Source organism: Nocardia coffeae (assembly GCF_019890715.1).
In the GTDB taxonomy this organism is placed as follows: domain Bacteria; phylum Actinomycetota; class Actinomycetes; order Mycobacteriales; family Mycobacteriaceae; genus Nocardia; species Nocardia jiangxiensis.
Window position 1 is genome coordinate 1 of the sequence record NZ_JAINZY010000005.1, and the last position, 14,762, is coordinate 14,762.

11 protein-coding genes are annotated in these 14,762 nt (G+C 66.7%); 7 read left to right on the top strand and 4 right to left on the bottom strand.

Features of this window, described 5'->3' with window-relative positions; translation table 11 throughout:
* A partial coding sequence (locus K7711_RS19700) for a SpoIID/LytB domain-containing protein (RefSeq protein ID WP_222970920.1) occupies window positions 1-1,372 on the bottom strand: 1,372 nt, incomplete at its 3' end.
* A gap of 264 nt (window positions 1,373-1,636) precedes the next feature.
* Here K7711_RS19700 and K7711_RS48960 point away from each other — a divergent pair.
* Entirely contained in the window at window positions 1,637-3,874 is a 2,238-nt protein-coding gene (locus tag K7711_RS48960) for a peptidoglycan recognition protein family protein (RefSeq protein ID WP_308014836.1), read from the top strand.
* A 28-nt stretch (window positions 3,875-3,902) separates the two neighbouring features.
* Here K7711_RS48960 and K7711_RS19710 read toward each other — a convergent pair whose 3' ends face one another.
* Together K7711_RS19710 and K7711_RS19715 are read right to left on the bottom strand one after the other, a co-directional pair.
* The gene (locus K7711_RS19710) at window positions 3,903-4,706 is read right to left on the bottom strand and encodes an HAD family hydrolase (protein ID WP_222971280.1); all 804 of its coding nucleotides are present in this window, start codon (window positions 4,704-4,706) and stop codon (window positions 3,903-3,905) included.
* A gap of 67 nt (window positions 4,707-4,773) precedes the next feature.
* Window positions 4,774-5,451 (bottom strand): hypothetical protein, encoded by a 678-nt coding sequence (locus tag K7711_RS19715; RefSeq protein ID WP_222970921.1) that lies wholly within the window; start codon window positions 5,449-5,451, stop codon window positions 4,774-4,776.
* A gap of 211 nt (window positions 5,452-5,662) precedes the next feature.
* Between K7711_RS19715 and K7711_RS19720 the strand changes: the two genes are divergently transcribed.
* From K7711_RS19720 to K7711_RS19745, 6 genes are read left to right on the top strand one after another with little or no spacing between them, the layout of a single operon-like run.
* Entirely contained in the window at window positions 5,663-6,643 is a 981-nt protein-coding gene (locus K7711_RS19720) for an ABC transporter permease (protein ID WP_222970922.1), read from the top strand.
* On the top strand, window positions 6,640-7,602 hold the full coding sequence (locus tag K7711_RS19725) for an ABC transporter permease (protein WP_222970923.1): 963 nt from the start codon (window positions 6,640-6,642) through the stop codon (window positions 7,600-7,602). Before K7711_RS19720 ends, K7711_RS19725 begins: the two co-directional genes overlap by 4 nt.
* Window positions 7,599-9,485, top strand: a complete 1,887-nt coding sequence (locus K7711_RS19730; RefSeq protein WP_222970924.1) for a dipeptide ABC transporter ATP-binding protein — start codon at window positions 7,599-7,601, stop codon at window positions 9,483-9,485. Before K7711_RS19725 ends, K7711_RS19730 begins: the two co-directional genes overlap by 4 nt.
* A 10-nt stretch (window positions 9,486-9,495) precedes the next feature.
* The gene (locus tag K7711_RS19735) at window positions 9,496-11,166 is read left to right on the top strand and encodes an ABC transporter family substrate-binding protein (RefSeq protein WP_222970925.1); all 1,671 of its coding nucleotides are present in this window, start codon (window positions 9,496-9,498) and stop codon (window positions 11,164-11,166) included.
* Between the two features lie 26 nt (window positions 11,167-11,192).
* Window positions 11,193-12,863, top strand: a complete 1,671-nt coding sequence (locus tag K7711_RS19740; protein ID WP_222970926.1) for an ABC transporter family substrate-binding protein — start codon at window positions 11,193-11,195, stop codon at window positions 12,861-12,863.
* Window positions 12,860-13,582, top strand: a complete 723-nt coding sequence (locus tag K7711_RS19745; RefSeq protein ID WP_308014837.1) for a hypothetical protein — start codon at window positions 12,860-12,862, stop codon at window positions 13,580-13,582. The genes K7711_RS19740 and K7711_RS19745 overlap by 4 nt, the downstream gene beginning before the upstream one ends.
* 135 nt (window positions 13,583-13,717) lie before the next feature.
* On the opposite strand, the gene K7711_RS19750 is transcribed toward K7711_RS19745, so the two are convergent.
* The gene (locus tag K7711_RS19750) at window positions 13,718-14,728 is read right to left on the bottom strand and encodes an agmatine deiminase family protein (RefSeq protein WP_222970927.1); all 1,011 of its coding nucleotides are present in this window, start codon (window positions 14,726-14,728) and stop codon (window positions 13,718-13,720) included.
* Window positions 14,729-14,762 lie beyond the last annotated feature (34 nt).

A 14,762-nucleotide genomic window follows, 5' to 3' on the forward strand; every position in this document is an offset into this window, starting at 1 on the left:
GGGGGGGGGGGGGGGGGGGGCGGGGGGGGGGTGGGTGGGGGGGGGGGGGGGTTTGGGGGGTCTGTGCTGCCTGGGGAGGCTGGGCGGACTGGTCCGCTGTGCTGTTCGGGGTGGGGGCGCCGGGAGTGGTTGCGGCGCCGGGGGCCAGTTGCAGGAGGGTGGTGAAGTCGATGACCTGGGCGCCGAGGGCCTTGGTGGCGATGATGACACCGTTGCGGAACAAGCGGAATGTTCCGCCGTGGCCGGGGAGTAGCGACTCCGGACCCAGTGGTGCGCCCAAAGATCCTGTGGGGCCGCCGGTTTGGGCGTACTTGGTGTCGATGACACTGGGGCCGGGCGCGGGCTGAGGTTCGGCGGGCGGCTCGGCGGGGGCCATCGGCGCGGCGGGGGCGGGGGTCAATTCGGCTGGGGTCGGGCCAATTTCGAACATGCCGGCGTCCATGGGGTGCACGCCGTTGGGGGCCGAGGAGTATTCGCTGCGCAGCAGGTGGCCGTCGCGCAGCAGCACCTGGCCCGCGGTTTCGTGGACGGCCGCATCCGTGCGCGGATCCTCCCGGCTGGTGCCCGAATACGCCTGGCAGTCCTGGGTGTCGCAGGTCTGCGCGTACGGGTAGCGGGTCTCGGCGAGGGCGTAGGAGCGGGCGGCGATCGCCTGCGCGCGCAATGCCTGGCCGCCACCCTGATCTGCCCAGTCCGCGGACATCTCGGTGGGTACGACGCCGCGCAGGTAGTCCTCGGTGTCGACGCGATCGACGGTGCGGATGTCCTGGCCCTCCAGCGCGACACCGAGTTCCCCCCGATATCCGCCCGCACCACAGATCTTCAGCTGTTCGGCCGCCGGACGGTTGAGGCCGGACGCGATCGGATGAACCCAGGGATCGGCGGTGGACCCCTGCCACAGCACATCCCCGCCGCAACCGGACAGGATGGTGACCTCGGCGCTGCCGGACGTGGGCGTCAGATGGGCGACCTGCCCCGGCAGTACGTGCCGGCCCGCGACGTTCAGCCCGGAATCGGAGTAGACGTCCAGCGGCTTGTTGTCCTGCCCCATCAACCGCACCCGAACCATGGTCGGCGCGATGGTGGCCAGCTGAGCGCCCGGATAGTAGCCCTGCAGAATGCCGACCGCGTTCTTCCCGGCTTTGGCCTGGTCCAACGCGCCGAACTGACTCATTCCGCGGCCATGTCCCTCGTCCGCCCCCGAGGTCGGACGGTACGGGACCGCATCGGGCCACGCCCAATAGAGCACGCCGGTTCCCGCGGTCAGCGCGACGACCATCCCGCCCGCCATCGCGACACGCCGGTGACGGCGTTTTCGCCACAGCCCGCCGTGGCGCATCGAGACGATCCTCGGACGTTTCGAGCTAGTCATCACGCACTCCCACGGATTCCGCGAACAGGGCCGCCGGGATGTTCTCCGCCTGCCTACCCGCTGGATGTCGATCGGAAAGCTACATTCGAGTTATTGCCATCTAATCCTCTACCAAAGGTTTAGATTTGTAACAGTTGGGACCAGTGTGACGCTTGATCCGTCAGGAATCAACCATGACCTCCCGACTGACGGTCGCCCGGTTCTACCTGAATGGAGCAGCTCGTGCCGTACCGCAGGCCGAAAAGGTCGTACGTTCTCCCCGTCGTGGCCACACTCGCGGTCATCGCACCGCTGTCCACGACCGTGATGCAGAAATCGCCGGATTACCGAAACACGGATAACAGCGATTTCTCTGCTATCCCAGCGCATTTCGCCGAAGTCGTACTGTCCTCGGCCCCCGACGCAATCCTGCCGCTACACGAACTCACCGGTCTGAGCCTCCCGGACCTGCACCTGTCCGATCTGCGCCGCCTCCCGCTCCCCAGCTCGATCCAGATCCCCCCGGGTCTCCTACCGCCGGGAATCCAACTTCCCACCCAGATCCCGCTCCCCCAATTCGACAACCCGCAAGCCACGTCGACGCCGAATCCCGCGGTGCCACAGGCACAATCGGTGCCGTCGACACCACAGCCCGGCGTCCAGGCGCCCCTGTCCCCGCAAGTCCCCGACACCCAGCCCACCCCGACCACGGCCCCACTCCCCTACACCCCGCAGGTCCCCGGTACACCCGAGCCGCAAGCCCCCTACGCACCCGGAGGGCAGTCCCCGAACGGGCCGCAACCCGGCGTGCAGTCTCCCGCGACACCGCAGGCCCCAGCCGCTTTCCGGCTCCCGGTGTCGGCACCGGCCGGACCGGCGTCCGCGAGCGTCGAACCCGCCACAACCGGGCAGATCATCGCCCACACCACGACAGCATCGCCCGCCACGGCATCCGCACCCCGCCCCTCAGCCTCCAGTGCGGTCGCAGCAGCATTCGGAACCCCGACCGCAACGCATTCCCGACTCGCACCGGTCGACTACCCGGTGGCGCCCGCCGCACCGGAACCCACACCAACGTCAGCGAACTCGGCACCCGCACCCCGAGCCTCCGCGTCCCGTGCAGTTCCGGCGGCCTTCCGGACCCCGACCGCAGCGCATGCCCGTCCCGCAAGGGTCGTACCGGTCGACTACCCGGTGGCGCCCGCCGCACCGGAACCCACGCCGACGTCAGCGAACTCGGGACCTGCGACTTCGGCCGCCCCGAACGCACCGGCGAACTCGACGCCCGCACCATCCGCTGGCCCGAACGCCTCGGCGAGCCCGGACTCGGCCGATCCGGCGTTGGTGCCGGGCGCCGACCCGGCCGCACCCGCGCTGGCCCCCGGCGCCGTCTCGCCGGATGTGGCGGCCCAGGTGGGGGCGCAGGTCAAGGAGGTCACGCGGGAGACGCCGTTCAGCATGGTCGCGCTGACCGCGAAGGATCTCGACGGGACGACGGCGATGATCCGGGCGCGCAATGACGACGGCGCTTGGGGCGCTTGGTATCCCGCGGATCCGATCGAGACCGGACCGACCGATGCGGCCGCCGCCGATCGCGCCGGTACCGAGCCGATCTATGTCGGCCGAACCAAGGATGTGCAGGTCCTGCTCACCCACAAGGCCGATGCGTCGAGCCACGCCGAGAACGCGATCACGACCGATATATCCGCCGTGCTGATCGATCCGGGGCAGGGCCCGTCCGATGCGGCGCTGTCCTCGATCGCGGCTCCGCTGCACGACGGCGGCCCCAAGGTGATCACCCGCGCGCAGTGGGGCGCGGACCCGTCGCTGCTGTGCGACAAACCGACCTACGACGACGGCCTGAACGGAATCGCCGTGCACCACACGGCAGGTCGCAACGACTACACCGCGGCCGAATCGCCGGGCATCGTGCGCGCGATCTACGCCTATCACGCAAAAACGCTGGGCTGGTGCGATATCGGCTACAACGCCCTGGTCGACAAGTACGGCCAGATCTTCGAGGGCCGCGCCGGCGGCCTGGACCGGCCCGTGCAGGGCGCACACGCGGGCGGTTTCAACGAGCACACCGCAGGGGTCGCCCTGATGGGCGATTTCCAATCCCAGCCACCGACCGATGCCGCGATCCAGGCCGCCGGGCGCTTCATCGGCTGGCGCGCCGCGCTCGCCGGATTGAACCCGCTGAGCAACACCACCCTGTACTCGCAGGGCACCAGCTACACCAAGTACAAGAAGGGAGCAGCGGTGAAACTGCCGACCATCTTCGCGCACCGCGACGTCGGCAAGACCACCTGCCCCGGCAATGCCGCCTACGCGCAGATGGACCGCATCCGGAAAATAGCCGCCGACACCGCGTCCTCGGCCGGCCGATCAACTACGACGTCGAATAATGCGGTGTCCCAGAACAATTCCGAGACATCGACGAGTCCGAAACCCGCCCCCGGCACGAAGACGCCTCCCATGGAAACCCTCAACCCCGCACTACCGCCCGCTGCACGACGGTAACCCCTGTCCCACAGGACATTCGGCGAATTCAGCTGGCCCACCAGCGTTCCAGAACCTGCGCGACGCCGTCCTCGGCATTGGTGCCGGTGATCTCGTCGGCCGCGGCGACGGCTTCGGGGTGGGCGTTGCCCATGGCCACACCGTGACCGGCGAGCCGGAGCATCGGGACGTCGTTGGGCATATCGCCGAAGGCGATGATGTCGCGGTGCTCGACGCCCAGGCGCTCGGCGACCATGGCCAGCCCCGACGCCTTGGTGACGCCCGGCGCGGACAGTTCGATCAGCCCGTTGTCGGTGGAGTAGGTGAGGTCGGCGCGACCGTCGAGGTGCGGATCGAGTGCGGCGCGCATATCGGCGCTGGCCACACCGGGCAACCGGATCAGCATCTTGATCGCGGGGGTGGCGATCACCTCCCGGCGGGCGACCTGCGTATCGTCCGGATTGAGCCAGGCGTGCTGATATTCGGGCGAACTCACGAACTGCGGGGTGGCCGCATCGTGTGCGGTCTCGCCGACGCGCTCGGCCGCCAGACCGCAGCCCGGCAGGACGCGTTCGGCGAGTTCGGCGAGCCAGGCCAGATCGTCCACATCGAGCGAATTGCTGTGCAGGATACGGTCGGCGGCACTGTCGTAGACGACCGCGCCGTTACCGCAGACGCACAGCGGCGGGTACCCGAGCCCGGCCACGACCGGATCGATCCAGCGCGGCGGCCGCCCGGTGGCGAGGACGAAATGGACGCCGTCGTCGATCAGTGCCTTGACCACGGCCCGAGTTCTCGGACTCACCTGCTCGGCTCGATCGATCAACGTGCCGTCGACATCGGTTGCCACCATCTTGGGCTTGGGCGAGTTCCGGCGAGTCACCTATTCCATCCTGCCCGACATGCGTGTGTGGAAGTAATCAGTTTCCCGGACGTCGCCACTGATCCTCGGCCGAGCCCAGCGGCGGCACCTCCGGAAAAGGGGTCGGCTCGTTCGAGTACGACGCCGGAGCACCCGGACCGGGCTGTCCGGCGTAGGGCGCGGGGTTGGGCCGGAACGGATCCACGTACGGCGTGCCCGGCGCCGGATACCCGGCAGGCATGCCCTGCCTCGGATACGGAGTGGGATATCCCACCGGTTGTCCGGGAACGTGCGCTAGCCAGCGCGCGGTCGGCGGCACCAGCGCCAGAATGGCGGTGACGACGGGAAACACCTGCCCGGCCAGTCCCCCGAAGCCGCCCATCAGCCCGAACGAGCCGCGCTGCCCGCCCACATCTCCGGCATACAGCACGACGTACGAGGCCACCCCGGCGACGATCGTGGCAACACACCCGGCGACGATCAGGATCCGCCCGAGCGGTTTGCGCCGGAACATCAGCACCGCACCCGTGCCGAGCAGAGCTCCGGTGACCAGGCCGACCGCCCCGATGACGATCAGATATCCGGTGAACCACGTGGTGAACCGCAGGGTGGAGTCGTCGAAGTCGGGCAGTGCGATACCCAGCACGATGTCCAGCACCCCGCCGAGAATTTGCCCGACCGCACCGAGCGAGGCGAGCACACCCGCGCCCGTCGCCGTCCCACTGCTCGGTTCCATGCCCTGACCCTGCGGATACGGTTGATAACCACCCGGATACTGCGGATAACTCACCGACCGGCCCCCCTGTCTGTGTCGCCGGACCACCCGACGGCGATGAACCTTCCATGCACGATATCGCGCGAGCGGGCGTGAGGTGGTCGTGCGTAACGCGCTCGCCGGAATAACTATCCCTATGATCAGGGGCTAGTAACCCGACCCGAGGGGACCGATGACCGGCTTTCTGCTACGACGTGCGCTGAACTATGTCGTGCTGTTGGTGCTCGCTTCGTTCCTGACCTTCACGCTGGCCTCGCTGACGTTCCATCCGCTGGACAGTCTCGAGCAGCGCAACCCCCGCCCGCCGCAGTCGGTGATCGATGCCAAGGCGGCCGAACTTCATCTCAACGAGCCGATCCTGCCGCGCTACGGCACCTGGGTGAAAAACGTGGTCGTGCACGGCGACTTCGGCCAGACCCTCGCGGGTCAACCGGTGAGCCAGGAACTGGGCCGCCGGATCGGAGTGAGTCTGCGGCTGCTGGTGATCGGCTCGGTGATCGGCACCGCGCTCGGTGTGCTGATCGGCGCGGCAGGAGCGATCCGGCAGTACAGATTCAGTGATTACTTCACCACGATCATTTCGCTACTGGTGTTGAGCACACCGATCTTCCTGCTGGCGACATTGTTGAAATACGGTGCGCTGGAACTCAATACCGCGACCGGCCAGCAGATCTTCCTCTATACCGGCGAGACCTCGGCCAGTGCGGTGGACGGGCTGTGGAACCAGATCGTCGACCGGCTGCAACATATGGTGGTGCCGACGCTCGGCCTGGCCCTGGGTTCGATGGCCGCCTACAGCCGCTATCAGCGCAACGCCATGCTCGACGTCCTGCAGAGCGATTTCATCCGGACCGCTCGCGCCAAGGGCCTGACCCGCAAGCGCGCACTGTACAAACACGGCCTGCGCACGGCCCTGATCCCGATGGCGACGCTGTTCGCCTACGGTCTGGGCGGTCTGATCACCGGCGCGGTGTTCACCGAGAAGATCTTCGGCTGGCACGGCGTCGGCGAATGGCTGGTGGACGCGATCAACGGCCAGGACCTGTACATCGTCGTCACCGTGACGAGCTTCGCCGGACTGGTGATCCTGGTATCCGGTCTGCTCTCGGACATCGTCTACGCCATGCTCGATCCAAGGGTGCGCATCTCGTGACAGAAGTCGAACTCATCAGCCAAGGTGCGCCCGAGCCCGCCGCGGCCGGACGCCGGAAACTCGTGTGGCGCAGGTTCCTGCGCAACAAGGCCGCCATCGCGGGCGCGATCGTGCTGCTGCTCATCGTGATCGCCGCGTTCGCGCTGCCGCCGATCCTGCCCTACGACTACCGGCACATGGACTACGCGGCGCTGTATCAGGCGCCGAGCCCGGACCATCCGTTCGGCACCGACGGCAGCGGTGAGGATCTGCTCGCGCAGACCCTGCACGGCCTGCAGAAATCGCTGATCATCGGTTTCTGCGTGGCGATTCTGGGCTCGATCGTCGCGGTGGCCGCGGGTGCGGTGGCCGGACTGATCGGCGGCTGGACCGACCGGGCGATCATGTGGCTGGTGGATCTGCTGCTGGTGGTGCCCAGCTTCATCATCATCGCGATCTTCTCCCCGCGCACCAAGGGCACCGGGTCGATTCCGCTGCTGATCCTGCTGCTGGTCGCATTCGGCTGGATGATCAGCGCGCGCATCGTGCGCGGGCTGACGCTGAGTCTGCGCGATCGCGAATTCGTCCGGGCCGCGAAGTACATGGGCGCGTCGACGCGATCGCTGATCCTCACGCACATCGTGCCGAACGTGGCCTCGTTCCTGATCATCGACACCACCCTCGCGCTCGGCGCGGCGGTGCTGTCCGAAACCGGCCTGAGTTATCTGGGATTCGGCGTGCAGCCGCCGGATGTCTCGCTGGGCACGCTGATCGCGTCGAATTCCCAATCGGCGCTGACCTTTCCGTGGTTGTTCCTGTTCCCGGGCGGTTTCCTGATCGCGATCGTGCTGTGCGCCAACCTGGTCGGCGACGGTCTGCGCGACGCCTTCGACCCCAGTTCCTCCCGTGCGCGAGCCCGGCGCAAGGCGCCGAAGACCGCCGAGGCCCCGAAGCAGACCGAGCGGAAGACTCCGTCATGACCGACACATCAGCCACCGCCACCGCGCCCGAAGCTCCGAAGCAGACCACGACCGCTCCGCTGCTGGAGGTTTCGGATCTGCACGTGTCCTTCCCGGGTGAGGAGGGCCGCATCGACGCGGTGCGCGGAGTGAACTACGCCGTCGCCGACGGTGAGGTCCTGGCCATCGTGGGCGAATCGGGGTCGGGCAAATCGGTGTCCTCGCTGGCGGTGATCGGGCTGCTGCCCGACCAGGCGCGGGTGCGCGGTTCGATTCGGTTGCGCGGCAAGGAATTGCTGGGCATGGACGACAAGACCCTGTCGACCTATCGCGGCAGCCGGATCTCGATGGTGTTCCAGGATCCGCTCTCGGCGCTGACCCCGGTGTACCGGATCGGCGATCAGATCGCCGAGGCGCTGCTCGCACACGGTTCGATGTCCAAGCAGCAGGCCGCGACCCGCGCGGTGGAACTGCTGGATCTGGTGGGCATTCCCGAACCGAAGGCGCGGGCGCGGGCCTTCCCGCACGAATTCTCCGGCGGTATGCGTCAGCGCGTGGTGATCGCGATGGCCATCGCCAACGATCCGGAACTGATCATCTGCGACGAGCCCACCACGGCGCTGGACGTCACGGTGCAGAAGCAGATCCTCGGACTGCTGCGCACCGCGCGCGACATCACCGGCGCCGGGGTCATCATGATCACCCACGACATGGGCATCGCCGCCACCATCGCGGATCGGGTCGCGGTGATGTACGCCGGGAAGATCGTCGAAACCGCCGGCGCCACGGATCTTTTCCGCTCCCCGCGGATGCCGTACACGGTCGGGCTGCTGGGCTCGATCCCGCGGATGGACGGTCCGGCGCGCACCCCGCTGATCCCCATCGAGGGCTCCCCGCCCGCGATGCACGCGCTGCCGCCCGGCTGCCCGTTCGCACCGCGCTGCCCTATCGTCATCGACGAATGCCGCGTGGCAGAGCCGCCGCTGCAGGACATCACACCCGGACATCGCGCGGCCTGTATCCGCACCGCGGAAATCGGTTCGGCGGAACTGTTCTCGGCCTACCGGCGGGAGATCGCCGAACCCGATCACGAAGCAGTGACGGATTCGCATGTGGTACTGCGGGTTTCGGAGCTGACGAAGGTCTTCCCGATCACTTCGGGAGTGATCCTGCGCCGTCGCACCGGCGAGGTGCGCGCGGTGGACGGAATCGATTTCGAACTGCGCGCGGGCCGCACACTGGCGCTGGTCGGCGAATCCGGCTCCGGCAAATCCACCACGCTGACCGAGATCATGGAACTGGCCAAGCCGCAGAGCGGCACGATCGAGGTGCTCGGCAGCGACGTCGCCACGCTCACCAAGGCGCGCCGCCGGGAGATCCGGGCGAAGATGCAGATCGTCTTCCAGGATCCGTCCGCCTCGCTCGATCCGCGCATGCCGATCTTCGACGCCCTGGCCGAACCGCTGCGCATCGCCGGACGTGGGCGCGAGGAGATCCGTTCGCGGGTACCGGAACTGCTGAAACAGGTCGGCCTGCGGTCCGAACACGTCGACCGGTATCCGGCGGACTTCTCCGGCGGACAGAAGCAGCGCATCAACATCGCGCGGGCACTGGCGCTGGATCCGGAGATCCTGGTGCTGGACGAACCGGTGTCCTCGCTGGACGTGTCCATTCAGGCCGGCGTGCTGAACCTGTTGCGCGATTTGCAGATCGAGCGCGGACTGTCGTATCTGTTCGTCTCCCACGATCTTTCGGTGGTGCGCAATCTGGCGCACGACATCGCGGTCATGTATCGCGGCAAGATCGTCGAGATCGGCCCGGCGGAACAGATTCTCGAAGATCCGCAGCACGAGTACACCCGCGCACTCATCGACGCGGTTCCCATTCCCGTCGTCGCCCGCTAGGAGCAGATTCGTGAAGAGGCGCACATTCGGCAAAGTCGTTGCGGCGGCATCGGTATCGGCACTCGCGGCGGCGTGTTCGTCCGGGACGGGCTCGACCGGCTCGGCGACGTTGGGCACCACCAACGACATCAATCCGCAGCCCCGCGGGAACGTCCGCGAGGGCGGCAATCTGCGCTTGGCGATCACCGCCATCCCGTCGAACTGGAATGTGCAGTGCGTCGACGGAAACGAGGGCGAGACAGCCGATCTCATCCGGTGGACGATGCCGCGAGCATTCAAGGCCGACCCCGCCGGACAGCTCACCATCGATACCGACTACTTCACCGACATCAAACTGACCAGCACCAATCCGCAACAGGTCGTCTACACCATCAATCCCAAGGCGGTGTGGTCCGACGGCACCCCGATCACCTGGGAGGATCTTGCCGCGACCTGGCAGGCGCTGAACGGCCGGGACAAGGACTACCTGTACGCCATCAGCAACGGTTTCGACCGGGTCGAGAAGGTCGAGCGGGGCGTCGACGACCGGCAGGCAGTGCTGACCTTCAGCACGCCCTACGCCGACTGGCGCGGTCAGTACTCGGGCAACTCGATCCTGTATCCGAAATCGGTGAGCGGCACCCCGGATTCGTTCAATCACAGTCTGGTCGACCACATGGGACCGTCCGCGGGACCGTTCGTCGTGCAGTCGATCGACCGCACGCAGCGCCGAATCGTGTTGGCGCGCAACCCGAAATGGTGGGGTGCGCCGCCGAAGCTGGATACCGTCACCTACAGCGTGCTGGACCAGTCGACCTGGGCCGCGGCCCTGCAGAACAACGAACTCGACCTCGCGCGCATGGCGAATCTGAACGACGTGCTGCTGATCCGGCGCACCGCGGGACTGCAACTGCGGCACGCGCCGATGAACATGTGGCGCTGGCTGACCTTCAACGGCGCGCCCGGTTCGATCCTGTCCGATCCCGCACTGCGCGTGGCGATCGCGAAGGCGATCAACCGGCAGGCCATCGCCGATACGAGTCTGGCCGGTCTGACCGATCACCCGAAGGTGCTCAACAACCACGTCTTCGTCATGGGACAGAAGGGCTACCAGGACAATTCGGCCCCGGTCGCCTACGACCCGGCCGCGGCGGCGCGACAGCTGGACGACCTGGGCTGGAAGCTGCAGGGCGACGTCCGGGTGAAGGACGGCCGTCAGCTCGCGTTCCGCGATGTGATGTACAACGATCCGGGCTGGGTCGCCATCGCCAAGATGATCCAGTCGGATCTGGCGAAGATCGGGGTGAAGATGTCCATCGACACCCGCCCCGGGCAGGACTACTTCACCAATGTGATCATTCCGGGCGACTTCGACACCGCACAGTACGTCTTGATGGGTGATGTGTTCGTGTTCAACAGCATTCCGCAGGAATTCGGCCTGTACCCGAACAACGTGCAGGGCAATTACGGCCGGATCGGCTCACCCGCCCTGAATGATCTGATCGACAAGGCACTGTCCGAACTCGATCCGGACAAGGCCATCGCACTGGCGAATCAGGTCGACACCCAGATCTTCGCCGAAGGCCACTCCCTGCCGCTGACCCAGGATCCGGGCAACTGGGCCACCCGGGCCACCCTCGCCAATATCGGCGCACCCGGCCTGGGCAGCTACGACTACACCGCAATCGGCTTCGCCAAGTGAGGCCGTCTCGACGGAAGGATCGATCCATGCGGATTCGTTCGACCCTGCTCCCACTCGCGATCCCGGCCCTGGCCGTCGGGCTGGTGGTGTCGGGATGTAGTTCCGGGGGGTCGGTCGGGGGGGTCAACTCCGTCGGGGCGGCGGCGGATATCAATCCGCAGCCGGTGGACAAGTTGCGCGATGGGGGGAATCTGCGCGAGGCGATCAGCGCGATGCCGGAGAATTACAATGCCCTGCAGGTCAACGGCAACACGCAGGAGACGGTGAACTACGTCCTCGGCCCGGTATTGCCCGAAACCGTCACCAGCGATGCCGCGGGCAATATTTCGGTCGACCACAACTATTTCACCGATATCAAGCTGACCGACACCAATCCGCAGAAGATCGTCTACACGATCAATCCCAAAGCGGTGTGGTCCGACGGTACGCCGATCACCTGGGAAGATATGCGTTCCGAGGCCGAGGCCATGAACGGGAAGAACCCGGATTTCCAGGTCTCCGCCACGAGCGGTTACGACCGGATCGCCTCGGTGGAACGCGGTGTGGATGATCGCCAGGCCGTGGTCACCATGGCCAAACCGTATGCGTCGTGGCAGGCACTGTTCAGCCCGCTCTACCCCAAGGCATACACCGCGACGCCGCAAGCGTTCAATACCCTGGCCCTGAACGGACTTCCGATCAGCGGCGGCCCGTTCATCATCAGCAATATCGACCGGACCCAGAACCGGATCACGCTGTCCCGCAATCCGAAATGGTGGGGCCCGGTACCGAAGCTGGATACGATCACGCTGTCCGTGCTGGACTCCAGCGCCGTGCTCGGCGCGGTCCAGAACAATGAGATCGACTGGACCTACGCCTCGGGTCTGGCCAAGGTCGTGGCGGCCAAGAATACTCCCGGCGTCGTCGTCCGGCGAACCGCCGAACCCACGTACAACACGATCACGTTCAACGGCGCGAAGGGCTCGATACTCGAGGATCCCGCACTGCGCGTGGCGATTTCGAAGGCGATCGATCGGCAGGCGATCGTCACCGAGAGTCAGCACGGCATCGTCGACAATCCCAAGCCACTGAACAACCACATCTTCATGGCGGGTCAGAAGGGTTACCAGGACAACTCCGCGCCCGTGGCCTTCGATCCGCAGGAAGCGGCCAAGGAACTCGACGCCCTCGGCTGGAAGCTCAACGGCGATGTGCGTGAGAAGGACGGTCGCACACTGGAATTGCGCGATGTCATGTACAACGATCAGGGATGGATCGACACCGCGAAGATCATCCAGCAGGATCTGGCCAAGGTCGGCGTGAAGATGGACATCCAGACGGTGCCCGGAAAGAACATGGTCAGCGAAGTGGAAGTGCCGGGGAATTTCGACCTTCTGATGACGGCCTGGGTCGGCAACCCGTTCCCGCTGGCCGCCATCGACCAGATCTACAGCTATTTTCCCGGCAACGTGCAGGGCAACTTCGGCCGAATCGGCACGCCCGAACTCAACGATCTGATCAACAAGGCGATGTCGGAACTCGACCCGGCGAAAGCGATCCAGTTGGCCAACCAGGCCGATGAGCAGGTCTGGAAGGAGGGCTTCTCGCTGACCCTCAACCAGGCCTCGGGCACCTACGCCACCCGCTCCAACCTCGCCAATATCGGCGCGTTCGGCCTGTCCAACCCCGATTGGACGAAAGTCGGCTTCCTGAAGTGATTTCCGGCTCGGGCCATCCGCTGGCCTATCCGGTTCTGACGACGTTCGGAGCCCTGGTGATCTGCCTCGCCTGGGCGCCGTTCGCCGATGCGGAGCAGTTGGCCATGTTGGGCGCTGTCGCACTGGTCGTGTTGGTGTACAGCGCATTTCGGCTGATGGTCGCGTCCGGGGTGTTTCCGTGGCACACCGATCCGGGAATACACCCCGCACCCGCCGATGCCGAGCCGGTCGATTCCGTTCCATCCACCGACTCGAGTGGAAACATGCTGCGCTGCCGCCGGATACGTCAGCAGCACCGGCTGCTCAGCCGCTCGTGGCTCGAACTCGGTGCCGGTGATCGAACCCGCTGGCTGCCGGTCTATTTCGATCCCATGCTGGTCACCGCGACCGACTCGACGGCCGAATTTCGTGATGGCACAGTGTATTTCGATAACGTTCGGCTGTACCCCTCGGGCCCGGCACGTGATCGCGAACCCGTCGGCCGCCTGCACGACAACCCGACCCGTCCCGATCCCGACGGCCCGGCCCATGCCGCCGACGCGTCCCGTTTCACCCGTCGCCTGCTGCTGGACGGCCAATTCGTCGTAGCCGCACCGTTCGCCGCCCTGTTGTGGGTCTACATCGCAGGCGGCGGATTCCCAGCCTTCGCCGGTGCCGCCACGGTCGCCGCGGGTGTCGCCGTGTGGTTCTCCGCCATCCGCGGCTCCGATCCCAGCTGATCCGATGTCTTGAAAAGCCGTGCGGCACAAGCACTCCCACACGGCCCAGATCGGCTGCCGCTGGAGCGCTCTCATGCGTTGCGGCGCAGCGTCCATCGCCCCGGAACCAGCGGTCGGGCCGAATCCCCCTGCCGCTCAGCCTGGTTGCTGCTGGGTGGCCGCGTGGATCCCGCCGCCGCCCTCGGCGACGGCGTTGAACTCCACCGGGACGATCTCCCGGCCCGGGAAGGCATCGGCGAGGATGCCCGCGGCGCGATCGTCACCGAGACGGTCGCCGTAGGCGGGCATGTAGACCGCGTCGTTGCCGACGTAGAAGTGCACGTAGGTGTACAGGAACTCGGCGCCGCGCGTGCCGGGCATATCGGCCCGATTCGGTTGCGGCAGTTCGATGACCTCGAAACTGCGGCCCGCGGCATCGGTGGCCTCGCGCAGGATCTCGCGGGCGCGGGCGGCGGCGCGGGCGAAGACGTCGTCGCGATCCGGATCCACCGGCAGATCCACCACCACCATTCCGGGCCGGACGAAACGCGCCACCGCGTCGACGTGGCAGTCCGTCACCTCCCGCCCCGCGACGCCCTGCAGCCACACCACTTTCCGCACGCCCAGCAGATCGCGCAGGGCACGTTCGATCGCGTCGTGGTCGCTGTCCGGATTGCGCGTCGGATTGACCAGAGAACTCTCGGTCGCCAGCAGCGTGCCCTCGCCGTCGACCTCGAGCGATCCGCCCTCGGCGACGATCGGCGCGACCACCCGCTCGATTCCCTCGTACTCCAGCATCTTTCGCGCCACCCGTGCGTCGAGGTGGTATTCGGCCTTCTGTCCCCAGCCGTTGAAGTTGAAGTCGATACCCACCACGTCGCCGTCGGGCGCCTTCACGAACGTCGCACCGGTATCGCGCACCCATAAGTCGTCCAGCGGGGCCGAGACGACCTTGACCCCGTCACCGACGACCTGGCGCGCGTCGTCGACATGTTCGCGCCGCGCCAGTAGCGCGACCGGTTCGTGCTCGGCGATGGCATGAGCCAGTCGTGCCACATCCGCGCGCGCCGCGGGCAGTAGTTCCTCCCAGACGGACTCCTTGGCGGGCCATGCCAACCACGTCCGGGCATGCGCTGCGGACTCGGCCGGCATCACATACTGCGTCATGATCTCCGACCGTATCCACTCGGTCCGACATGCG

Coding starts and splice junctions, on each gene's coding strand:
- K7711_RS19720 (WP_222970922.1), top strand. CDS start 5,663: ATGACCGGCTTTCTGCTACGACGTGCGCTGAACTATGTCGTGCTGTTG.
- K7711_RS19740 (WP_222970926.1), top strand. CDS start 11,193: ATGCGGATTCGTTCGACCCTGCTCCCACTCGCGATCCCGGCCCTGGCC.
- K7711_RS19710 (WP_222971280.1), bottom strand. CDS start 4,706: ATGGTGGCAACCGATGTCGACGGCACGTTGATCGATCGAGCCGAGCAG.
- K7711_RS19750 (WP_222970927.1), bottom strand. CDS start 14,728: ATGACGCAGTATGTGATGCCGGCCGAGTCCGCAGCGCATGCCCGGACG.
- K7711_RS19730 (WP_222970924.1), top strand. CDS start 7,599: ATGACCGACACATCAGCCACCGCCACCGCGCCCGAAGCTCCGAAGCAG.
- K7711_RS19715 (WP_222970921.1), bottom strand. CDS start 5,451: ATGGAACCGAGCAGTGGGACGGCGACGGGCGCGGGTGTGCTCGCCTCG.